This is a genomic window from Nostoc sp. (genome assembly GCF_041747015.1).
Taxonomy (GTDB): Bacteria; Cyanobacteriota; Cyanobacteriia; order Cyanobacteriales; family Nostocaceae; genus Nostoc.
In genome coordinates this window covers 42,664-61,938 of sequence record NZ_JBGTFY010000244.1, presented here as the reverse complement: position 1 = coordinate 61,938, position 19,275 = coordinate 42,664, and the positions used below count along the sequence as shown (strand labels likewise).

The 19,275-nt window shown below is 42.2% G+C and carries 14 protein-coding genes; 8 read left to right on the top strand and 6 right to left on the bottom strand.

The genetic code is table 11. The annotated features are described in order from the left end of the window. Window positions 1–2 precede the first annotated feature (2 nt). From ACEW80_RS20085 to ACEW80_RS20070, 4 genes are all read right to left on the bottom strand, one after another. Entirely contained in the window at window positions 3–314 is a 312-nt protein-coding gene (locus ACEW80_RS20085) for a hypothetical protein (RefSeq protein ID WP_373528281.1), read from the bottom strand. A 112-nt stretch (window positions 315–426) separates the two neighbouring features. Continuing rightward, window positions 427–1,320, bottom strand: a complete 894-nt coding sequence (locus ACEW80_RS20080; RefSeq protein WP_373528280.1) for an ABC transporter permease — start codon at window positions 1,318–1,320, stop codon at window positions 427–429. 35 nt (window positions 1,321–1,355) lie between these two features. After that, the gene (locus tag ACEW80_RS20075; RefSeq protein ID WP_373528279.1) at window positions 1,356–2,441 is read right to left on the bottom strand and encodes a spermidine/putrescine ABC transporter substrate-binding protein; all 1,086 of its coding nucleotides are present in this window, start codon (window positions 2,439–2,441) and stop codon (window positions 1,356–1,358) included. Window positions 2,442–2,699: 258 nt separating this feature from the next. Beyond that, window positions 2,700–3,197, bottom strand: a complete 498-nt coding sequence (locus tag ACEW80_RS20070) for an HNH endonuclease (RefSeq protein ID WP_373528278.1) — start codon at window positions 3,195–3,197, stop codon at window positions 2,700–2,702. A gap of 285 nt (window positions 3,198–3,482) precedes the next feature. Here ACEW80_RS20070 and alr point away from each other — a divergent pair, with 285 nt between their 5' ends. Continuing rightward, the gene (gene alr, locus ACEW80_RS20065) at window positions 3,483–4,670 is read left to right on the top strand and encodes an alanine racemase (protein ID WP_373528277.1); all 1,188 of its coding nucleotides are present in this window, start codon (window positions 3,483–3,485) and stop codon (window positions 4,668–4,670) included. Window positions 4,671–4,741: 71 nt separating this feature from the next. Here alr and uvrA read toward each other — a convergent pair whose 3' ends face one another. Further along, window positions 4,742–7,663, bottom strand: a complete 2,922-nt coding sequence (uvrA, locus tag ACEW80_RS20060; protein WP_373528276.1) for an excinuclease ABC subunit UvrA — start codon at window positions 7,661–7,663, stop codon at window positions 4,742–4,744. Window positions 7,664–8,375: 712 nt separating this feature from the next. Between uvrA and ACEW80_RS20055 the strand changes: the two genes are divergently transcribed. The 5 genes from ACEW80_RS20055 (at window position 8,376) to ACEW80_RS20035 (ending at window position 14,560) form a co-directional block, all read left to right on the top strand. Further along, window positions 8,376–9,128, top strand: coding sequence for a winged helix-turn-helix domain-containing protein (locus ACEW80_RS20055; protein WP_373528275.1), 753 nt, complete (start codon window positions 8,376–8,378; stop codon window positions 9,126–9,128). A gap of 55 nt (window positions 9,129–9,183) precedes the next feature. Further along, the gene (locus ACEW80_RS20050) at window positions 9,184–10,503 is read left to right on the top strand and encodes a sensor histidine kinase (protein ID WP_373528274.1); all 1,320 of its coding nucleotides are present in this window, start codon (window positions 9,184–9,186) and stop codon (window positions 10,501–10,503) included. A 28-nt stretch (window positions 10,504–10,531) separates the two neighbouring features. Then, window positions 10,532–11,200, top strand: coding sequence for a phosphate signaling complex protein PhoU (gene phoU / locus ACEW80_RS20045; RefSeq protein WP_373528273.1), 669 nt, complete (start codon window positions 10,532–10,534; stop codon window positions 11,198–11,200). A 922-nt stretch (window positions 11,201–12,122) separates the two neighbouring features. Next, a complete protein-coding gene (locus ACEW80_RS20040; protein ID WP_373528272.1) occupies window positions 12,123–12,752 on the top strand; it encodes a Crp/Fnr family transcriptional regulator in 630 nt (209 codons plus the stop codon). A 131-nt stretch (window positions 12,753–12,883) separates the two neighbouring features. After that, window positions 12,884–14,560, top strand: a complete 1,677-nt coding sequence (locus ACEW80_RS20035; protein WP_373528271.1) for an iron uptake porin — start codon at window positions 12,884–12,886, stop codon at window positions 14,558–14,560. Between the two features lie 545 nt (window positions 14,561–15,105). On the opposite strand, the gene ACEW80_RS20030 is transcribed toward ACEW80_RS20035, so the two are convergent. After that, complete coding sequence (locus tag ACEW80_RS20030; protein WP_373528270.1) at window positions 15,106–15,366, bottom strand: hypothetical protein; 261 nt, start codon at window positions 15,364–15,366, stop codon at window positions 15,106–15,108. Between the two features lie 204 nt (window positions 15,367–15,570). On the opposite strand from ACEW80_RS20030, the gene ACEW80_RS20025 reads away from it, so the two are divergent. Both ACEW80_RS20025 and ACEW80_RS20020 read left to right on the top strand, forming a co-directional pair. Then, entirely contained in the window at window positions 15,571–16,041 is a 471-nt protein-coding gene (locus ACEW80_RS20025) for an NADAR family protein (protein ID WP_373528269.1), read from the top strand. Between the two features lie 457 nt (window positions 16,042–16,498). Continuing rightward, on the top strand, window positions 16,499–19,222 hold the full coding sequence (locus ACEW80_RS20020) for a GAF domain-containing protein (protein WP_373528268.1): 2,724 nt from the start codon (window positions 16,499–16,501) through the stop codon (window positions 19,220–19,222). The last annotated feature ends 53 nt before the right edge of the window (window positions 19,223–19,275 follow it).

Sequence of the window (19,275 nt, the reverse complement as noted above, 5' to 3'; positions counted from 1 at the left end):
TACTAAGGTAGATTATTTGGATCTACACCTAGAGAACGTAAATATTGCGCTAACTGTTCAGCCCTTTGTCGCTGCTGTTGTGCCTGTTCTCCATCTGTCAAATAACGGTTTCCTTGCTGATCGTACCAACATAAAAACTCCTGTTGTATCCCAGCAATTACTGCTTGGTGTCGCCCAATACCTAACCCCACCTCTGGCATCAAATAAGGTTCACCTATTTGTAGTTGGTAGTTTCCACCTATCAACTTATACACTTCAAAAGGTTGATGTTGGTCGCGTCGCCAAAACTCAGGGTTATAAATTACGTAGTACAATACACCGAGTTTTGTTCGTCAGTAGTTGGTAACGCATTTTTGAGATCAGGTGAGAGCATGACCGTTGTCTCGCTGGCGTTTGATGCTTTTATTATAAGTAAGTGACGAAAGTTTAGCGTTTGGGTGCAGGTTCACCAAATTTAATCAAAAGCGCGATCGCAATACTAACAAGCAAAATTAACGTCATACTTATGGCTGAACCAAATCCCCAATTTTGCGTTGCTCCAAGAAACTGATTGTAAACTAACCGCGCCGCCGTCATACTAGAAGCACCACCAAGTAATTCTGGATCGACAAAATCCCCCAAGCCTGTGATGAATACAAGCATAGAAGCAGCCGCAATTCCAGGCAAAATTTGTGGTACAGTTACTTTGAAAAAAGTTTGCACAGGATTTGCACCCAAATCAGCTGCCGCTTCTAACAACTGCTTGTTTAGCTTTTCTAGAGAGGCATATAAAATCAAAACCATATAAGGTAACAAGCTGTAACTCATGCCAATTAATACAGCTGGACTCTGGTTAAGTAATTGCAAAGTAGGCAAGCCTAAATTGCGAAGTAAACTGTTCAATAAACCAGTAGGACGAAGAATTGTAATCCAAGCATAGGAACGAAGTAACGAGGAAGTCCACAAAGGCAAGATAAAGGCTAATAACAGCAAATTCCGCCAACGTTGCGGCGCTATCTGAGCAATCCAATAGGCGACAGGAAAGCCCAAAATTAAACAAATAATTGTGGTACTAAACGCAAAAAATAGCGATCGCCCAATTACTTGCAAGTAAAGAGGATCAAATATTCGGATGTAGTTTTTGAATCCGTTGGGATTAACCAAATCTCCTGGTCGGATGTCTGCAACTAAACTTAACTCGAAAATTATCACAGTTGGCAGCACCAACAAAAGTAATAACCAAATCCCCGATGGTGCAAGCAATATTAATGGTTGAAGCCAACTTATTTGCGGGCGATGCAATTCTTCTATTTTGAAAATATCTTCTTTTTCGGAATCCATCACTCCTAACTCCTACCTCTAAACTCCTAACTATTTTAGCTACTAGTTAATTCAGTCCAATAGCGCTCATAAATCTCTTCAAATTGTTCTGCAGGACTGATCCGCTCACAATTTGCTAAAATTGACTCTGAGGGAAACAGATTAGCATTGTTCTGGATTTTTTTTGGTAATTGCTCAAATCCGGCTTTATTAGGCGTAGAAAGATTCAGACGTTCACTGATTGTAGCTGCTACTTCTGGTTGTAAAATCATGTTAATCCAAGCATAGGCTCCAGCTAAATTGGGGGCTGTTTTGGGAATAACAATAGTGTCTGTCCATAATGAAGAACCGCTACGAGGAATCACATATTTAAGTTTAGGATTTTCTTGAGAGATTTTCACCGCATCTGCTGAATAGCACATTGCCAATAGTAAATCTCCTGCCAGAATTTGATTTTGCCAAGCGTCGGTGTCAAAACGGGCGATCGCAGGTTTTAGTACCTTCAACTTTTCATAAGCTTGTTTGATTTCTGCTTCATTTTTTGAGTTGTAAGAGTAGCCTAGCATCCGTAACGTTGCACCCATGACTTCTCGAACATCATTGAGCAAGGTCATCCGCTGATTAAGTTGCTTTTGGTTTTGCCAAAGGTAATCCCAATCTTGTGGTGCATCTTTGATTTTTTCGGAATTGTAAAGTAAACCTGTTGTCCCCCAGTTAAAAGGGATACTGTAACGATTATTGGGGTCATAACTAGGATTATCAAACCGGGGAAATAAATTCTCTAAACCAATTAAGCGATCGTGATTTATTTCTGTTAACAAACCTTTGTTTACCATCTTCTGCACCATGTAATCTGATGGGTAGATGATGCTGTAAGTGCCACCACCACTAGCTTGCAATTTAGCCAGCATGACATCATTGGAATCATACACATCCGCTAGCACTTTCATGCCAGTTTGGGCGCTAAAGGTTTTCAGTAACTGTTTGTCAGTATATTGTGTCCAGGTATAGATATAAAGTTGGTCACGTTGACCAGAAGTAGTAGAATTAGCACGTACTTGGCCCAGTCTCCAGCCACAACTAGCTAAAGACAAGCTAGAAAGCGCCGCTACACCTTTTAAAAATTTTCGTCTGTTTGTCATTTGTGAAAAGTCAAAAAGCTTATAGAGTAGGCTTCTCACCGATTTTGAGTGTAGCTTTATTTCCGCTGCTGTACTACTGTGTTAGCTTTTACCGGAAAATGTACATCACAATCTATGAACAAACCTGATTCAACATACAACTTGTTAAAGCCAAATGTGTCTAACTCAGCTTTAGCCCAACTCTAAAAGCAAGCAGGAACGCGAACCTGTGACTACCCTTTTAATTACAAGTTACGAATTAGTAATTATTTGGTCATGTCAAAGACCAATAACATACTTTTGCCACTCTTGGTGTAGTCCACTTTTAAGATGTTTGCTGACCTCAAAATAGAGGCTACTATAAGGTTGGCGAGGGGGATGACGCAAAGGCATATGAGCTTCGTGGGGAGTACGACTGCCTTTTTTGACGTTACAACGGACACAAGCTGTTACAATATTCTCCCAGCTATCGCCCCCGCCACGCGATCGCGGTATTACATGATCTAGGGTCAACTCATCCCCTGTATAACCACAGTATTGACAGGCATGACCGTCACGGTGCAATATATTTCGACGAGTTAGAGGAATTTCTTTATAAGGAACGCGCACATAATGACGCAACCGGATCACGGTCGGCAATGGGAAATCCGAGTACAAGAACTTACCGTTGTGTTCTAGGTGTTCTGCTTTGCCCTTGATTAACAGAACCACAGCGCGACGCCAACTCGTTATATTGAGAGGTTCGTAAGAGGCGTTTAAGACTAAAACCTTCCCCATTTATCTGCGCTCAGGGTATTAGCTTTACATAAATATTAACACAAATATACTCTGTTATGGAGACGAGAATAAATTATACTTTCAGGATAATTCCAGAATTAAGTTATGAGGTAAGAGTGAAGAGTTTGGCAGCAAAACTCGTAACTCGTGCTTTACTTTTTCAGGTATCTTGTATCAATTCTTAAATGAAGAGTAAACTTCCTGTTTAATCTGATATCGCTTCTAGGAGCGTGTATAGATAGATAACTTGAAAGTTTAGCCGTGGTGGGATAGGAGTCAGTAGAAATGTTAAGTCGCAAAGAAATCCCTGGTGTCGTTACTAATCAGCAGTGCGACACCTACGCGTGGTTCTCGCAACGAGCCTGGGTAGAAATTGATTTAGGGGCGTTGTCGTACAATGTACAGCAACTGGTGCAGTTGTTATCGCCGCACACTGAACTAATGGCGGTAGTAAAAGCTGATGCTTATGGACATGGAGCAGTAACAGTCGCCCAAACTGTAATCCAATCGGGAGCTAGTTGGCTGGGAGTCGCTACAGTTCCAGAAGCGATTCAATTGCGAGAAGGCGGGATTCAAGCACCCATTTTAATTCTAGGGGCGACTCATACACTAGAGCAGATTCATGCGATCGCACACTGGAAACTTCAGCCGACACTCTGTAGCCCTAAACAAGCTTTAGTGTTTTCTGACACCTTAGAATCGATGAATTATGGTTCCTCCATACCCGTACACATCAAATTAGACACGGGAATGTCTAGATTGGGAACTAACTGGCAGCAAGCTGGTGAATTTGTGCAATTAGTGCAGCGCTTACCACATCTTGACATTGCCAGCATTTATTCTCATTTGGCAACAGCAGATGATCCTGATACCACGGTAATGGAAGAACAGCATAAACGATTTGAGGAAGCGATCGCTCAAATCAAAGCAATGGGAATTCACCCCCCCTGCTTACACTTGGCAAACTCAGCGGCTGCACTCACAGATCCAGCATTGCATTACGACATTGTGCGAGTAGGTTTAGCTGTTTACGGACTCTACCCAGCGCCTCATTTACAAAATGCGATCGACCTCAAGCCCGTTTTACAACTTAAAGCACGAGTCACCCAAGTTAAAACAATTGCCGCAGGAACTGCTGTCAGCTACAGTCATCAATTTGTTGCCCCGCGTGAACTCCGCCTCGCCGTCGTAGGAATTGGCTATGCTGACGGTGTGCCTCGTAATCTTTCCAACAAAATGCAGGCGTTAATTCGCGGTCAGCGGGTGTCACAAATCGGGACAATTACGATGGATCAGTTGATGCTAGATGTTAGCGCCATACCCAATATTCAAGAAGGAGAAGTAGTCACCTTACTAGGAGAACAGGGAAAAGAACAAATTTCAGCGGACGATTGGGCACAACAACTAAACACTATTTCCTGGGAAATTCTTTGCGGATTCAAACATCGTCTGCCTCGTGTTGCAGTCATGTAATTGGGCATTGGGCATTGGGCATTGGGCATAGACTTACTGCAACTTGGCCTTTCTTTCACGAAAGCATCTTACTACTTCTTCACCGCCGGATACTGTTGCAACACCTGCTGTAAGTATTGCCCAGTATATGACCTGGGATTCGTTGCAACTTCCTCCGGTGTACCCACAGCAATCAATTCTCCTCCTTTATCGCCGCCTTCTGGCCCCAAATCTATTACCCAGTCAGAACAACGAATTACATCTAAGTTATGTTCAATTACTAAAATTGAATTGCCTTTATCTACCAATCTTTGCAACACATCTAACAATTTGTGAACATCGTAAAAAGATAACCCTGTTGTCGGTTCATCTATTAAATAAAGTGTCTTACCTGTGGCGCGTCGAGATAGTTCTGTTGCTAATTTTACCCGTTGCGCTTCACCACCAGATAAGGTAGTTGCAGGTTGTCCTAGTTGGACATAACCCAACCCGACATCAAATAAAGTTTGTAACCGGGCGATCGCTTTCGGAATATTCTGGAAAAAGTCCAAACTTTCCTCAACTGTCATTCTCAAAACATCAGAAATCGACTTATCTTTGTACTTCACTTGCAAAGTTTCGCGGTTATATCTTGCACCTTTACAAATTTCGCACTGCACGTACACATCTGGAAGAAAGTTCATTTCAATAACATTCACACCCTGTCCACTACAAGCTTCGCAACGTCCACCTTTAACGTTGAAAGAAAATTGTCCAGGTTTGTAGCCCCTAGTTTTGGCTTCTAACGTTTGCGAAAATACATCTCGAATGGCATCGAAAATTCCTGTGTAAGTTGCAGGGTTAGAACGTGGTGTGCGTCCAATGGGAGATTGATCGATAACGATCGCTTTATCAATCGCGTTTAATCCCTGAATTTTCTCCAAATGTCTGGGTAAGGGAACTTTTTTCGTTAAATGGTGTTGCAGAGATGGGTAAAGTAATTCGTTGATCAGGGTAGATTTGCCAGAACCAGACACACCAGTTATGGCGACGAGTTTACCTAGTGGAATGTCTACATCTATATTTCTTAAATTGTTGCGATGGGCATTTTTAATTCCCAAGCTACGTCCATTTCCCTGTCGCCGTTCAGCTGGTGTGGTAATTACTCGCCTTCCCGATAAATACGCACCGGTCAAGGAATCTTCTGCTGCTAATAACGCCTGAAAATCACCTTGGGCGACAATATTTCCACCGTGAATTCCTGCACCAGGGCCAATATCAACTATGTAGTTAGCTGCACGAATTGTTTCTTCATCATGCTCAACAACAATTAATGTATTACCCAAATCGCGCAATTTAGTTAAAGTTTTCAGCAACCGTCCATTATCTCGTTGATGTAAACCAATACTCGGTTCATCTAAAACGTAGAGAACTCCTGTTAAACCAGAACCAATTTGGGTTGCTAGACGAATTCGTTGGGCTTCACCACCGGAAAGAGTCATGGCTGGACGATCAAGGGTGAGATAATCTAAACCCACATCCAACAAAAATTGCAATCTGGCCTTGATTTCTCGGAGTACTAAATCAGCAATTTGTAACTGGCGATCGCTCAACTTGAATTGCTCAATTCTCTCCCGACAATCCCGAATTGATACCCCAGTCAATTCTAAAATTCCATATTGACCTAACTTGACCGCCAAAGCTTCCGGTTTTAACCGTTTTCCCTGACAAACTTCACAGGGTTGATCAATTAAATACTGCTCTAATTTTTGCTTAACTAGCTCAGAACCACCCTCATATTGTCTTTGCAAAATTGGAATAGCACCTTTAAAAGTCTGCTTCCTCTGTGCCTCTGCGATTCGTTCGTCTTTCTCTCCATACAGAACAATCTGCTGCTGTTCTACTGTCAGCTTGCTCCAAGTTGTCTGTAATTCAAACCCATAGCCTTGCCCGATGCTATATAGTAGTTCCAAATAATAAGAATTATCTTTTTCTGACCAAGGCGCGATCGCAGCGTAAACTGGCGCTTCTGGGTCAGGTATAATCAAATCTGGCGCAAATCTTCTTAAAGTTCCAATTCCATGACAGTGGGGACAAGCACCATAAGGTGAGTTAAAGGAAAACAATCGCGGCGATAGTTCGTCCATTACCGCGCCATGTTCTGGACAAGCAAAATTTTCCGAAAATACTAATTCTTCTTCTTTTTCTTGTCCGTCGTCATCAAGTAGACTCACAAGAATGGTCGCAATCCCACCCGATTGTTTAAGACACGTAGACAGGGAATCAACCAAACGCTCCTGGATACCATCTTTTTTCACCAAGCGGTCAATTACCACTTCGATGGTGTGGGTAAAATTTTTGTCCAATTCAATCGAATCTGACAGTTCGCGGACTTCGCCATTGATCCGCACGCGCACAAAACCTTGGGATGCCAGACTTGACAAAAGCTTACGGTGTGTGCCTTTTTTCCCTCGAACAACAGGTGCAAGAATTTGGAAGCGAGTGCGATCGCTTAATTCAATGATCCGATCGCACATCTCATCAATCGTCTGGGGTGCAATACAGCGATCGCATATCGGGCAATGGGGTTCACCAGCCCGACCAAACAACAGCCGCAAATAGTCGTAAATCTCCGTCACCGTACCCACAGTAGAACGGGGGTTATGAGAAGTTGATTTTTGGTCAATAGAAATTGCCGGGCTTAAGCCTTCAATCGCCTCCACATCCGGCTTATCCAGTTGTCCTAAAAATTGCCGGGCGTAGGCGCTGAGGGATTCCACGTAGCGACGTTGCCCTTCAGCGAAAATGGTATCAAAGGCCAAGGAAGACTTACCAGAACCAGAAACGCCAGTGAATACAATTAGGCGATCGCGTGGCAATTCCAAGTCAATATTTTTCAGATTATGCTGCCTAGCACCCCGAATCCGAATGGTATTCTGGCTAGGATGTTGAGGATGCCCGTTCAAAAGAGAAGTCTGAGCGTCGATTTCCTCTGAATGGAACTTCGGGGATGCTGCTAGCTGTTGGTCTGACATATTGGGCGGCTGAGAGGGAGTTTCTTGTGAAACAGTCCTTAATAATACTATCTTTAATTAGTTTATAGTAGAACAATCGTACTGTTTTAGGTAGTTATTGCTCTAGATTTATGCCGCAGACATTCTTACTCATATCTTGCAGCAATAGCCGTAGGCTTTAGCCCGTCAGCTACACAAACTAAGTACGTCGCCTGGACTACGGAAATTCAAGGTTTTTAGCCGCGACTTCAATTTTTTATAATATATTTCTGTAATCGGCAACACTAGTAATGTAGATAAAATTGTCGTAAACTTCAAAATTTAATATTATGTCTAGTCAAGAGCAAAATTCTAATCAAGCATTTAATCAAACACAGGCTAATGGAACAAAGAAGAGGAAGAAGAAACTACAACCTCCCTCAGACTTAAAGAAACCAAATAAAACTGAATAAAAACCATTGTAGCGTTTCCAGATCACATGAGGTATATCATAGCCCCCCTCATCGCTTGCGGGGAGGGTGTTGGGGGTGGGGTTCTTGTACCTCACTCAACTGAGAATCGCTATATTAGCAGCTTGCAGCTACAGCAATATAAAATAGCGATGTGGTATATGTTACTTTTTGTAAAGGAATATAAAAGAATTAGCCCTAGTAAAAGCGCGGTTGCAGTAAAGATAGATAATAGATTAGTCATCCTGATTGATACAAGCACAGGCTAGAGTTCCGTGATATTAATGTATACCAGTGAATCGACCAAGTATTCTGCTAGAACGGACATTGGACAAACCAGCCGTATTCTAGTAGTAGAAGATGAAGAACTAATTCAGGAAATGCTAGCTGTAGCCCTGGAAGAGGAAGGCTATGGGGTGGTAGCTGCCCCCGATGGGCGGTCTGCTGTAGAGTATCTCAAAAGTTTTGAAACCAATTCAGGGGAACCTCCCTTTGATCTGATCATTCTTGATTTGATGCTGCCTCAGATCAATGGCCTAGATATTTGCCGTTTGCTACGTCATCAAGGAAACCCAGTACCAATTTTAATGCTCAGTGCTAAGGGTAGTGAAACTGACCGCGTTCTGGGGTTAGAGGTGGGAGCAGATGACTATCTAACAAAACCCTTCAGTATGCGCGAGTTAGTGGCTCGCTGTCGCGCTTTACTCCGCCGCCAACGCCTAAGTAATTTACCACAACTACCGGTATTAAAATTTAAGGATGTCACTTTGAATCCCCAAGAGTGTCGTGTGTTGGTTCGTAATCAAGAGGTAAATCTTTCTCCCAAAGAGTTCCGCCTGCTAGAACTATTTATGAGTTATGCCCGTCGGGTATGGTCACGAGAGCAATTACTGGATCAGGTTTGGGGCCCAGATTTCGTTGGGGATAGTAAAACCGTAGACGTTCACATCCGTTGGTTGCGTGAAAAATTAGAGCAAGACCCTAGTCATCCTGAATATATTGTGACTGTACGAGGTTTTGGTTATAGATTTGGGTAATTAGTTTAGATAGTCCTGTTAGTTTTTAATAATCACCAAGAAACTAACAACTCAAATGCTTTTATTGGGATTTTTTCTGGGTTTAGCGGTAGGCATTGGGTTTTGGGTTTGGCAACAGGTTCAACTTAACCGCTACTTGGGGCGCATACTCCGACCGTTAACCTCACATTCTTACAAGATGGGACTGCTGATGACTCCTGGGTTGCGGCAGGAAATAGCAATGGTGAAGCAAAAGCAGCAAGATTTGCAGCAGTCGTTACAAACTTACCAAGACCTACTGGATTTTGCACCAGTGGGATATTTGCAGGTGGATGAGGAAAATCAACTCCTGTGGTGCAATCAACAGGCGCAAGAAATTTTGTATCTGCAAAGGTGGCAACCAGGACAGGTGCGCTTGTTAATAGAGTTGGTACGGTCTTACGAACTCGACCATTTAATTGAACAAACTCGTGATTGGCAAAAATCACAGATGCGAGAGTGGATATTTCACCCCTCGTATAAAAATGCAGAAGAAATATCTACAATAAAATCTTTAACTTTACGAGCATCTAGCTTGCCTCTACCTAATGGACAAGTAGGAGTATTTTTAGAGAATCGTCAACCCCTATTAGATATAAATCAAGCACGCGATCGCTCTTTTTCTGATCTAGCGCACGAACTTAGAACACCACTAACTTCGATTCGCTTGGTTGTGGAAACTTTACAAAACCGTTTGGAGCCACCTTTAAATCGCTGGGTTAACCGCCTAATGCAGGAAGTTGATCGGCTGATTAGCTTGGTGCAAAGCTGGTTAGAACTTACCCAAATGGAAGCAAACCCCAGCATTCAATTACAAGTCAAAGCAGTGGAAGTGCGATCGCTAATTGCATCTGTTTGGGAAACACTAGAACCCCTAGCACAGCGACAAAATCTGTCTCTTGCTTATTCTGGCCCAGAAAATCTTTGGATTAAGGCAGATCCAGCCCGCATTTATCAGGTTTTTCTCAACTTGCTAGACAACAGTATTAAGTACAGTCCTTCTGGTACAAGCATTCACGTCCAGGCAAAAATCCTCTCACCCAATAATGGAGGCAATGCTCCTCCAGTTCTGGAAATAAATCTTATTGATTCTGGACTCGGGTTTTCTGAGGCAGATTTACCCCACATTTTTGAGCGATTTTATCGGGGAGATAAAGCGCGAACACATTCCCCCCAAGATAGTAATTCCATCGGGGCGATCGTTGGCAATGGTTTAGGTTTAGCGATCGTTCAGCAAATTATTCTCGCCCACGGTGGTTCAATCAAAGCGATGAATCATCCAGAAACCGGTGGGGCTTGGATGCAAATTCAATTTCCTGAAGTTATGGCAAACTCCCTAAGCGAAGACTATAGTTAAAAAGATCTTCACCTTTGAGACAACAAGTGTGAAAGCTGTTTATGATAGTCCAAATCCTCAAAGACCCCAACTAGCGCGCGCCATTAGGCGCTTAGAACGGGATGTATTACGCATGGGAGCTTTGGTAGAGCAATCATTTCGCCTTAGCCACCAAGCGTTATTTGCTCGTAACCTAACAGCAGCTGAGGAACTTCCCCGATTAGATAAAAAGATTGATCGCTTTTATAGACAAATAGAATTAGACTGTACGGCGATTATGACGCTGCAAGCACCTACGGTTCAAGATTTACGCTGCTTGAGTGCTTTTATGCAGTTGGTGCGAGACTTAGAGCGCATTGGCGATTATGCTGAGGATTTAGCTGAAATTGCAATTAAAATCTTTCCTTATGCGCCTCATCGGTCTTTACCAGATATTGAAATTATGTCCCGTCACGCGCAGGCAATGTTAGCAACTAGCTTGGTGGCTTTGGCCGATTTCGATGAAGTTGGTGGGCTAGGTTTAAAGCGCCTGGATGATACTGTAGACGATGCTTACGATCGCGTTTATCAAACTTTAGCTCAACAACGGGATGTGCCAGGCGTAGTTGAGCCAATTATACTGCTGGCACTGGCGATTCGTTGTCTGGAACGCATGGCAGATCATGCTACTAATATCGGTCAAAGGGTAGCATATATTGTCACCGGTCAACGCTCTTAATTGACGATTTAGATTAGTCTACAAGCTAAAACTACTGGCTCTATAAATAAAGGGTGACGACTCAGGCTTGCCATTAGGCTAAAAATATTGAAAATCTTGTCTACAGGTAGAACCAGGAAATGCAGGCTGAACTACTCTGCCGCAAATTTGGTAGGCGGTAGACTTATCAATGGGCATCAAGGGTGAAAGACGAATCGCAAAAATTCGGAATAACGCTCGATCGCAAAGTAGGAGCGTTTAACTCGCTAATGCTACGCTAACAAAATTCTTATACCGCAAGCGTTTTATAGTTACTGAGCAGTTCAGCAAGTTCACTGTGCCACTTGCCGTTGGCGTGCTCATTGAGCAGCGCCCTACCCTTCTCCTGTCGAGACGCTACGCGAGGGATCTTGCTACGCGTAGCGTCTGTCTGCGACACGCTGCGCGAACGCAGAGAAGTGCAGTCTCTCGTAGAGAAGTATTAACTTGGAATGGGTGGTTTATTTACGTATGCTGTACTAGTTTAAGAAAATACGAAATAATTAAAAATAAGTTAATTGAATATTTTACTAAAAGCTTACCTATTCTTAAACTTGCACAATTAAAGTAAAAAGCAAACAACTAAAAAATTCCTTTCTATTTTATATCAAGTCTGCTTAATTAATTATAATTTGGAGAATCTGTGCAAAAACCGTCAATCTTTTCCTTTTTGCCCCTTGCGGTCTTAATGATAAGTCTTTGAGTGTACATGATATTACTAACTAGATGCTTCAAGCTAAAAGTTGTTACTATCGAAAGACTTTGAGTTAGTTGCTATCTATATGTTAATCTCGAAACAATTAGAATCTCAAATATATAAACAAAGTAACCTTTGATATAAATTAGTATAATTTTTTAATAATTTCAATAGTTAGATTCCCTGATAATTATGTGGTTACGGTTAATGATGTATTCCACAACTCCTACTTCAAACTCTTCTGCCGTGTCAAATAGCTCTGCTTTAAGAGGACAATTACCCCAACATTTATTTAGCCGTCGGGAAGTAATTCCACCTCGGAATGATGTAATTTGGCGTATTGAACACGGTGCAGTTCGTACATTAACGTGGAGTGAAGATGGAACATTCATCACTCTTGGTTATTGGGGACTAGGGGATTTGATTGGCTATCCTTTGTCTAGAGTCAAGCCATACCAGATTGAATGCCTGACAGGTGTGGAAGTGAGCATTGTGCCGCCTCATCTGTGGCATCAAGATTTCAATGCCTTGTTGTCTCACATTCAACAGGCGGAGGATCTATTGAGCATAGTGCATCGTAAACCAACGTCACTACGTTTATGGCAGTTTTTGGTATGGTTAAGTGAAAAATTTGGACGTGATGTAGATAAGGGTAAGCTGATTGATCTAAATGTCACTCATCAGGATATTGCTGAAGTGTTAAATACCACGCGAGTAACAGTTACACGGCTCCTACAGCAGCTTGAAGAAGAAGGCATAGTTTTGCGTCACAAACGCCGTATTATTTTGCGGTTACCAAATAAAATAATTGAAAATTATAGTTCAGCAGCATACTGATCTAACTTGTGTTAATCGCAGAATATGATGTACAATCATCCCTGTGATTGTGTGTAGAATCCCCGAAAGTAAAATGTTTATTAGCGTTTTACCATAACTTGGATTAATTAGGTGTGAGTGAAAGAAAAAACATGACAAAACAATTCTGGAATCTTCTTAAGGTCAGTCCGATTGTTGTAGCTTCTACATTTTTCGTTGTAAATAGCGCCTTAGCTGCTGAAGTCAACGAACAGGGAACAAGTGTTGCCCAATTATCTGAAGCTCAAGAGTCTAACAACATCGGTCAGGTAACATCAGTTTCTCAGTTTTCGGATGTGCAACCCACAGATTGGGCATTCCAAGCTTTACAATCCCTAGTTGAGCGCTACGGCTGTATTGCGGGTTATCCCAACAGTACCTATCGTGGTAATCGTGCTTTGACCCGTTATGAATTTGCCGCAGGTTTGAATGCCTGTTTAGACCGGGTTAACGAACTGATTGCTACAGCAACAGCTGATATGGTAAGCAAACAAGACTTGGCTACTTTACAGCGCTTACAAGAAGAGTTTTCTGCTGAACTAGCAACCCTACGCGGTCGTGTGGATGGACTAGAAGCCCGCACCTCGGAGTTGGAAGCTAATCAATTCTCTACTACCACCAAGCTGGTTGGGGAAGCGATTTTCAACGTGTCTCAGCCTTTTGGTGAACAAAGATCTGATACGGATCTTGACCCTAACAATAACCCCGATTTAGACAGCAATACCGTTTTTGATGACCGCGTTCGTTTGAAATTGTTCAGCAGTTTCGCCGGTACAGACCTGTTGGAAGTCCGTCTAAATGCTGGCAATATCATTTCCAATGTTGGTAGTGGTGCAGTCGGTGCTGTACCAGCTTTTGGTACTGGTACTAACATGACCCGGTTGGGCTTTGACGGTAACACCAACAACAGCGTTAGCATTGATAAAATCAACTATGGTTTCAATTTTACTGACGCAGTACGCGTAAAAGTTGATGCTACTGGTGCTGAATTATACGAAAATGTCACCAACTTCAACGGTGATTTTTCTAGCTCTGGTAGAGGTGCGCTCTCACGCTATGGGCGTTTCAGCCCTATTTATCGTCAAGGTCAAGGTGGTGCTGGTGCGACTGTTACCTTGAATCCTAATGGTCCACTTACCTTGAGTGCTGCTTATCTAGCTAGAACTGCTAACGACCCTGCTGTTAATAGCGGGTTATTGAATGGTGATAACGCCATATTTGGTCAATTATCTTTCAAACTCAACCAAGCCTTAAATATTGGTGTAACCTACGCCCGCACCTATCAAGCTAATACTGGTGGTAATACTGCCAACAACCTCTTCCAAAGTACAGGTAGTAGTTTTGCCAACAACCCCTTTGGAGCTGGTGCTCGTACAGAATCCAACAATTACGGTGTACAGGCTAGCTTCCAATTTAGTCCTACACTGGTTCTTAGTGGTTGGGGAGGCTACACAACTGCTGATTCTGTAAGTGGCAGCAACGTTGGTACAGACGCAGAGATTTGGTATTGGGCTGGCTCACTTGCTTTGAAAGACTTTGGTGGAGAAGGTAACGTCTTAGGTGTTATTTTTGGTCAACCACCCAAAGTTACTGGTGGTAGCATCAAAGATGTCGCCAACAATGTTAACTTAGACGACGATACCTCTTATCACTTAGAGGGTCTCTACAAGTTCAAGGTTTCCGATAATATTCAAATTACCCCTGGCGTGTTGGTAATCTTTAATCCAGAGCACAACGATGCCAATGATACCATCTATGTAGGTACTCTTCGTACTACCTTCACCTTCTAAAATTGGTGATGGGAAACAAAGTTCAGAATTAGACAAACAAAAGCCCACCTTGAGGTGGGCTTTTGTTTAGATTTTTCAATTTAAAAGTTTTTATTTGAAGGAAACCCGGAGGAGCATCTCGCTTAGAAAGCTCTTTCAAACCCAATACAGTTCAGTTAAGGCTAAAAACTAAAGCTGGTGTAGGTTGGGGAGCCAGTGGGTTGCGGAGGTTCCCCCCGTTGTAGCAACTGGCGTTTGAGGAACGAAACCCAACATTATCGAGACTTTGTTGGGTTTCACTATCGCTCAACCCAACCTACTATTCTCTTAACCCAAGCGTATTGCTTTCAAACCTGACTTTAACCCTCTCCTGACTAAGGAGTTACGGTGTATACACAGGCTTTTGATCCCCCCAACCCCCCCCTTAAAAAAGGGGGCAAAAAGCTCTCAAAGTCCCCTAATTTATCGGGGATATACGACAATTTTGGTTTTTAGAAAGATGTGTGTACACCGTAAGACTAAGGAGAGGGAGATTAATAAATCTACAATTCGTGTGAAAAAATTAGCTATGTAGGATTATAATCTGGCTGATTAGATATATTATTTGGGGAGCGATCGCTACTCCAAGCCCACCACACATAACCACAGTGGCAATGATAAAACTCCTGCCATTTACGACGATGGTCTTCTGTAAGCACAGGCGATCGCCGATTGAGCCAAACTTTTTCCGATTCTAGGCTACTTGAGCCGCAGCTAGGACAACAAAACTCATAGGCATGGATTGCCTTATTAGTCCATTCAGGTGAGAGGGTAGCAAAAGCGTCCATGTAGTTACAAGTGTAATTTCAATGGTTATCCAAAACTTTGAGGTTTTGAATTTGGGGGCAAACTGTTACCATAAAATCTCGCCACACTATCAAACTGCTTAATTAATATTTTTATGGCTTTGTTTTGTCTTATTTAAAGACTGCAACAGCATCTTACAAATCAAAGGTTAACACGAAATTGATATATAAAAGAGCAATTTTCAAATGACCATCTACTTTTATAAGGCTTGGCAGCCTTATGGCTGTTTTTCTAACTTTTCTCTCCACGAAATCTATATCCAGGGTACTTACTGGCCAACGGTTGAGCATTATTATCAAGCGCAAAAGTTTGTAGGTAGCATAGATGCAGTAATCATACCTCTTATCCATGCAGCAGCCACTCCAGAAGAAGCTGCTGCTTTGGGAAGATGTAGCACTCGTCAACTCCGTCGAGACTGGGATTTGGTTAAAACTCAAATCATGCGAGAAGCTGTACTCAAAAAGTTTCTCACTCATGCTGATATTAGAGAAGTTCTTTTAACGACAGGCGATGAAATTTTGGTTGAGGATTCTTCAACCGATTATTTCTGGGGTTGTGGTGATAATAAAACCGGTCAAAACCATCTCGGTAAAATCCTCATAAGTGTACGTGAAGAAATCCGTAAGTTACTGTCTTTAACGGTAATTTACGAGTAATTTAATCAAAATAGTTACATTCAACATAAAATCAGTAATTAGACGGAGGATTTTAATATTCTCCTAGTCAAAAACCTTTAAAAAAGTCGCCAATAATTAGTTACTTATTTGAAAAAATCTTAATTAACGGGACTTAATGGAGACAAATGGTAAAAGAATATTTTTAATTAAATGCAATTATTAAGACATAGTTTGAGTGATATTACTGCAATGATTTAAGAGTTGAGAGTATAAGATTAATATGTGTCAATAATTAAAGGTAAAAATCAATTCCAGATGCAATCCTCATCACCCGTGATCACTGAGCGCGGTCGTTGTGTTCACAATCCCCATCTTAGGAATACCTTGTTCGCGTAGCGTCTCGCAGAGAAGATGGGGACTTCCGCGACCCGTTAAAAATTCTCATCAAAGACAATTAGAAAATTTTTTTATACTTCAATCTTAGTGTATATAAGCAATGACATTTACTGATAAACCAAAGGGGTTGCAGCAAAGCTTAGACCAAGAAAGTTTACTGCAACGGATGATCAAACAAATCAGGCGATCGCTCGACCTCCAAGAGATATTAACCACTACTGTTAGTGAAGTGCGTTTATTTTTGGGTGCAGATCGGGTGAAGGTGTATCGCTTTAATGCTGATGGTAGTGGTGAAGTTATTGCTGAGTCTATTTATGAGCAACGTCTGCCATCCTTATTGGGGCTGCGCTTCCCAGTTGATGATATTCCAGAAGCCGCCAGAGAGATGTTTGTGTTAGTAGGGCAACGTTCGATAGTGGATGTGGCAAACGAGAAGATTGGGTTATCGCCTCTACATTCAGAAGAAACTAGCAAACGTCTAGAAACTAACATCCACTATCGGCAAGTAGACCCGTGTCATATTCAATACCTAAAGGCAATGGGCGTGCAGTCTTCGTTGGTAATACCAATTTTACACTCCGACCTTCAAGAACAATCGGCAAAGCCTCAATTATGGGGATTGTTAGTAGCTCACTACAGTCAACCGCGAGAGATTTTAAAGCGGGAATTAAAAGTATTGCAGGAAGTTACCGACGAAGTAGCGATCGCGATCGCTCAAAGTAATCTACTCACCCAAGCCCTCGCCAAGCAAGAGCGAGAAGCTACTATTAACCGAGTCACCACACTATTGCATAAACTACCGACAATCCAATTGCAAAGAGCGCTAGAAGAAATTATTACTGGCTTCGGTGGAGTAGGTGGCAGACTTTACATTGAACAGAATCAGGAACTCTACACATCGGGCGATCAGCCAAAACTCCCTTATGAGTTAGAAAATAGTGTGATCGAACAGCATCTCATCTGGCAAAATTGGATAGCTGAGTGTAACCCTGGTAATATTTGGACAATTGCCAACCTCTATGAAGAACCACGTTTGCGAGTTTTGGCTTTAGGGTTCCGTTTCACTCAAATTCGCGGACTTATGGTGATTCCCTTACATTTCCGTGAACAATTTCTTGGTGTATTAAGTATTTTTCGCCCTGAATTTAAAACAGAAATCTTGTGGGCGGGACGATGTGAAGAAAATCAGCGACAACTGTTACCTCAACTTTCCTTTGAGCTTTGGCGAGAGCAAAAAAGAGGGCAAGCAGCTTATTGGAAACCGGAAGAAATCTCATTAGCGCAAGCTTTATGTGAGCATTTCTCAATGGCAATTCAGCAGCAGTTAATGTATAAACAGGTACAATCCCTCAATGCCAACCTAGAATTGCAGGTGCAAGAGCAAACTGCTGAACTCGAAAAATCATTACTGCTTACCAAAGTCCTCAAGCAAGTCACAGAGGATATTCGCCGCACATTAGACTTTCAGACAACCCTGCAATCCATCGTTCACGAAGTCCGTCCCCTACTCAATTCCGACCGGGTGCTGATTTTTGAACTGAAGAGTAACTCAGTGATTGTGGAAGAAATTAATGGCAATTGGCAGTCTGTTTTAGGATTGTATGCACCAGCAGAATGCTTGCCTGAAGAGTATACCGCTCTATCCTTTCAGAGCAGGATACAGGCAATTAACAACGTTTCAACCGCTATTTTAAGTGATTGTCATCGAGAGTTTTTGCAGAGTTTGCAAGTGCAAGCAAACTTAATAGTTCCGATTAATATAGGTATGGAACTATGGGGTTTACTAATTGCCCATCAGTGTGAAACTCCCAGAAATTGGCAGGATGCAGAAATTGATTTATTGCAACAGCTAGCAGATCAGGCGGCGATCGCCATTCAACAAGCACTACTCTACGAACAAACCTGTCACGCCGAAACTGAAGCTAGAAATCAAGCTATGCAGTTAGAGCATACCTTACATGAACTCCAACAAACACAGGCAAGATTAGTTCAGACCGAAAAAATGTCCGGTTTAGGACAGTTGGTGGCGGGTGTCGCCCACGAAATCAACAATCCCGTTAACTTTATCTACGGGAATCTGTGCCACGCCAGCAACTACATTGAACAACTGCTAGAAATTTTACGTCTCTATCAGCTACACTATCCCCATCCCCATAGTGAAATTAGCGCCGCGATTAAAGTGAGCGATTTTGAATTTTTGGTAGAAGACCTGCCAAAAATTATCACCTCAATGCAAGTAGGAAGCGATCGCATCCGCTCAATAGTGCTGTCATTACGCAATTTTTCTCGTTTGGATGAGGCTGAAAACAAGCGTGTTGACATACATGAAGGTATTGACAACACCTTATTAATTTTGCAACATAATCTGAAAGCAAATGCTGATTTTCCAGGCATTCAGGTAATTAAAGACTATGGCAACATCCCACCGGTGGAATGCTATGCTGGTCAAATGAATCAGGTATTCATGAATATTCTCAGCAATGCCATAGATGCCCTGAGAATGGGGACTAGGGACAAGGAGAACAACTCATACTCAATACCCACTATCCAGATTTCCACTAAAATCTCAGTAGACAACTCTCGTCTGTTGATTCGGATTAATGACAATGGGACTGGAATGACTGAAGAGGTGAAAAAGCGAATTTTTGACCCGTTTTACACTACCAAACCTGTGGGCAAGGGTACAGGATTGGGACTAGCAATCAGTTATCAGATTATTGTCGAAAAACATGGGGGAATAATGGACTGCATTTCAGAACCTGGCAAAGGTACAGAGTTCTGGATTGAGATTCCCGTGAAGCCTCCAGCCAAAAGAGTTAACTAGATAAGGCTTGTTGTATTTAAAGAGAAGTTCGAGATCAGGTCTTCTGTGGGTGT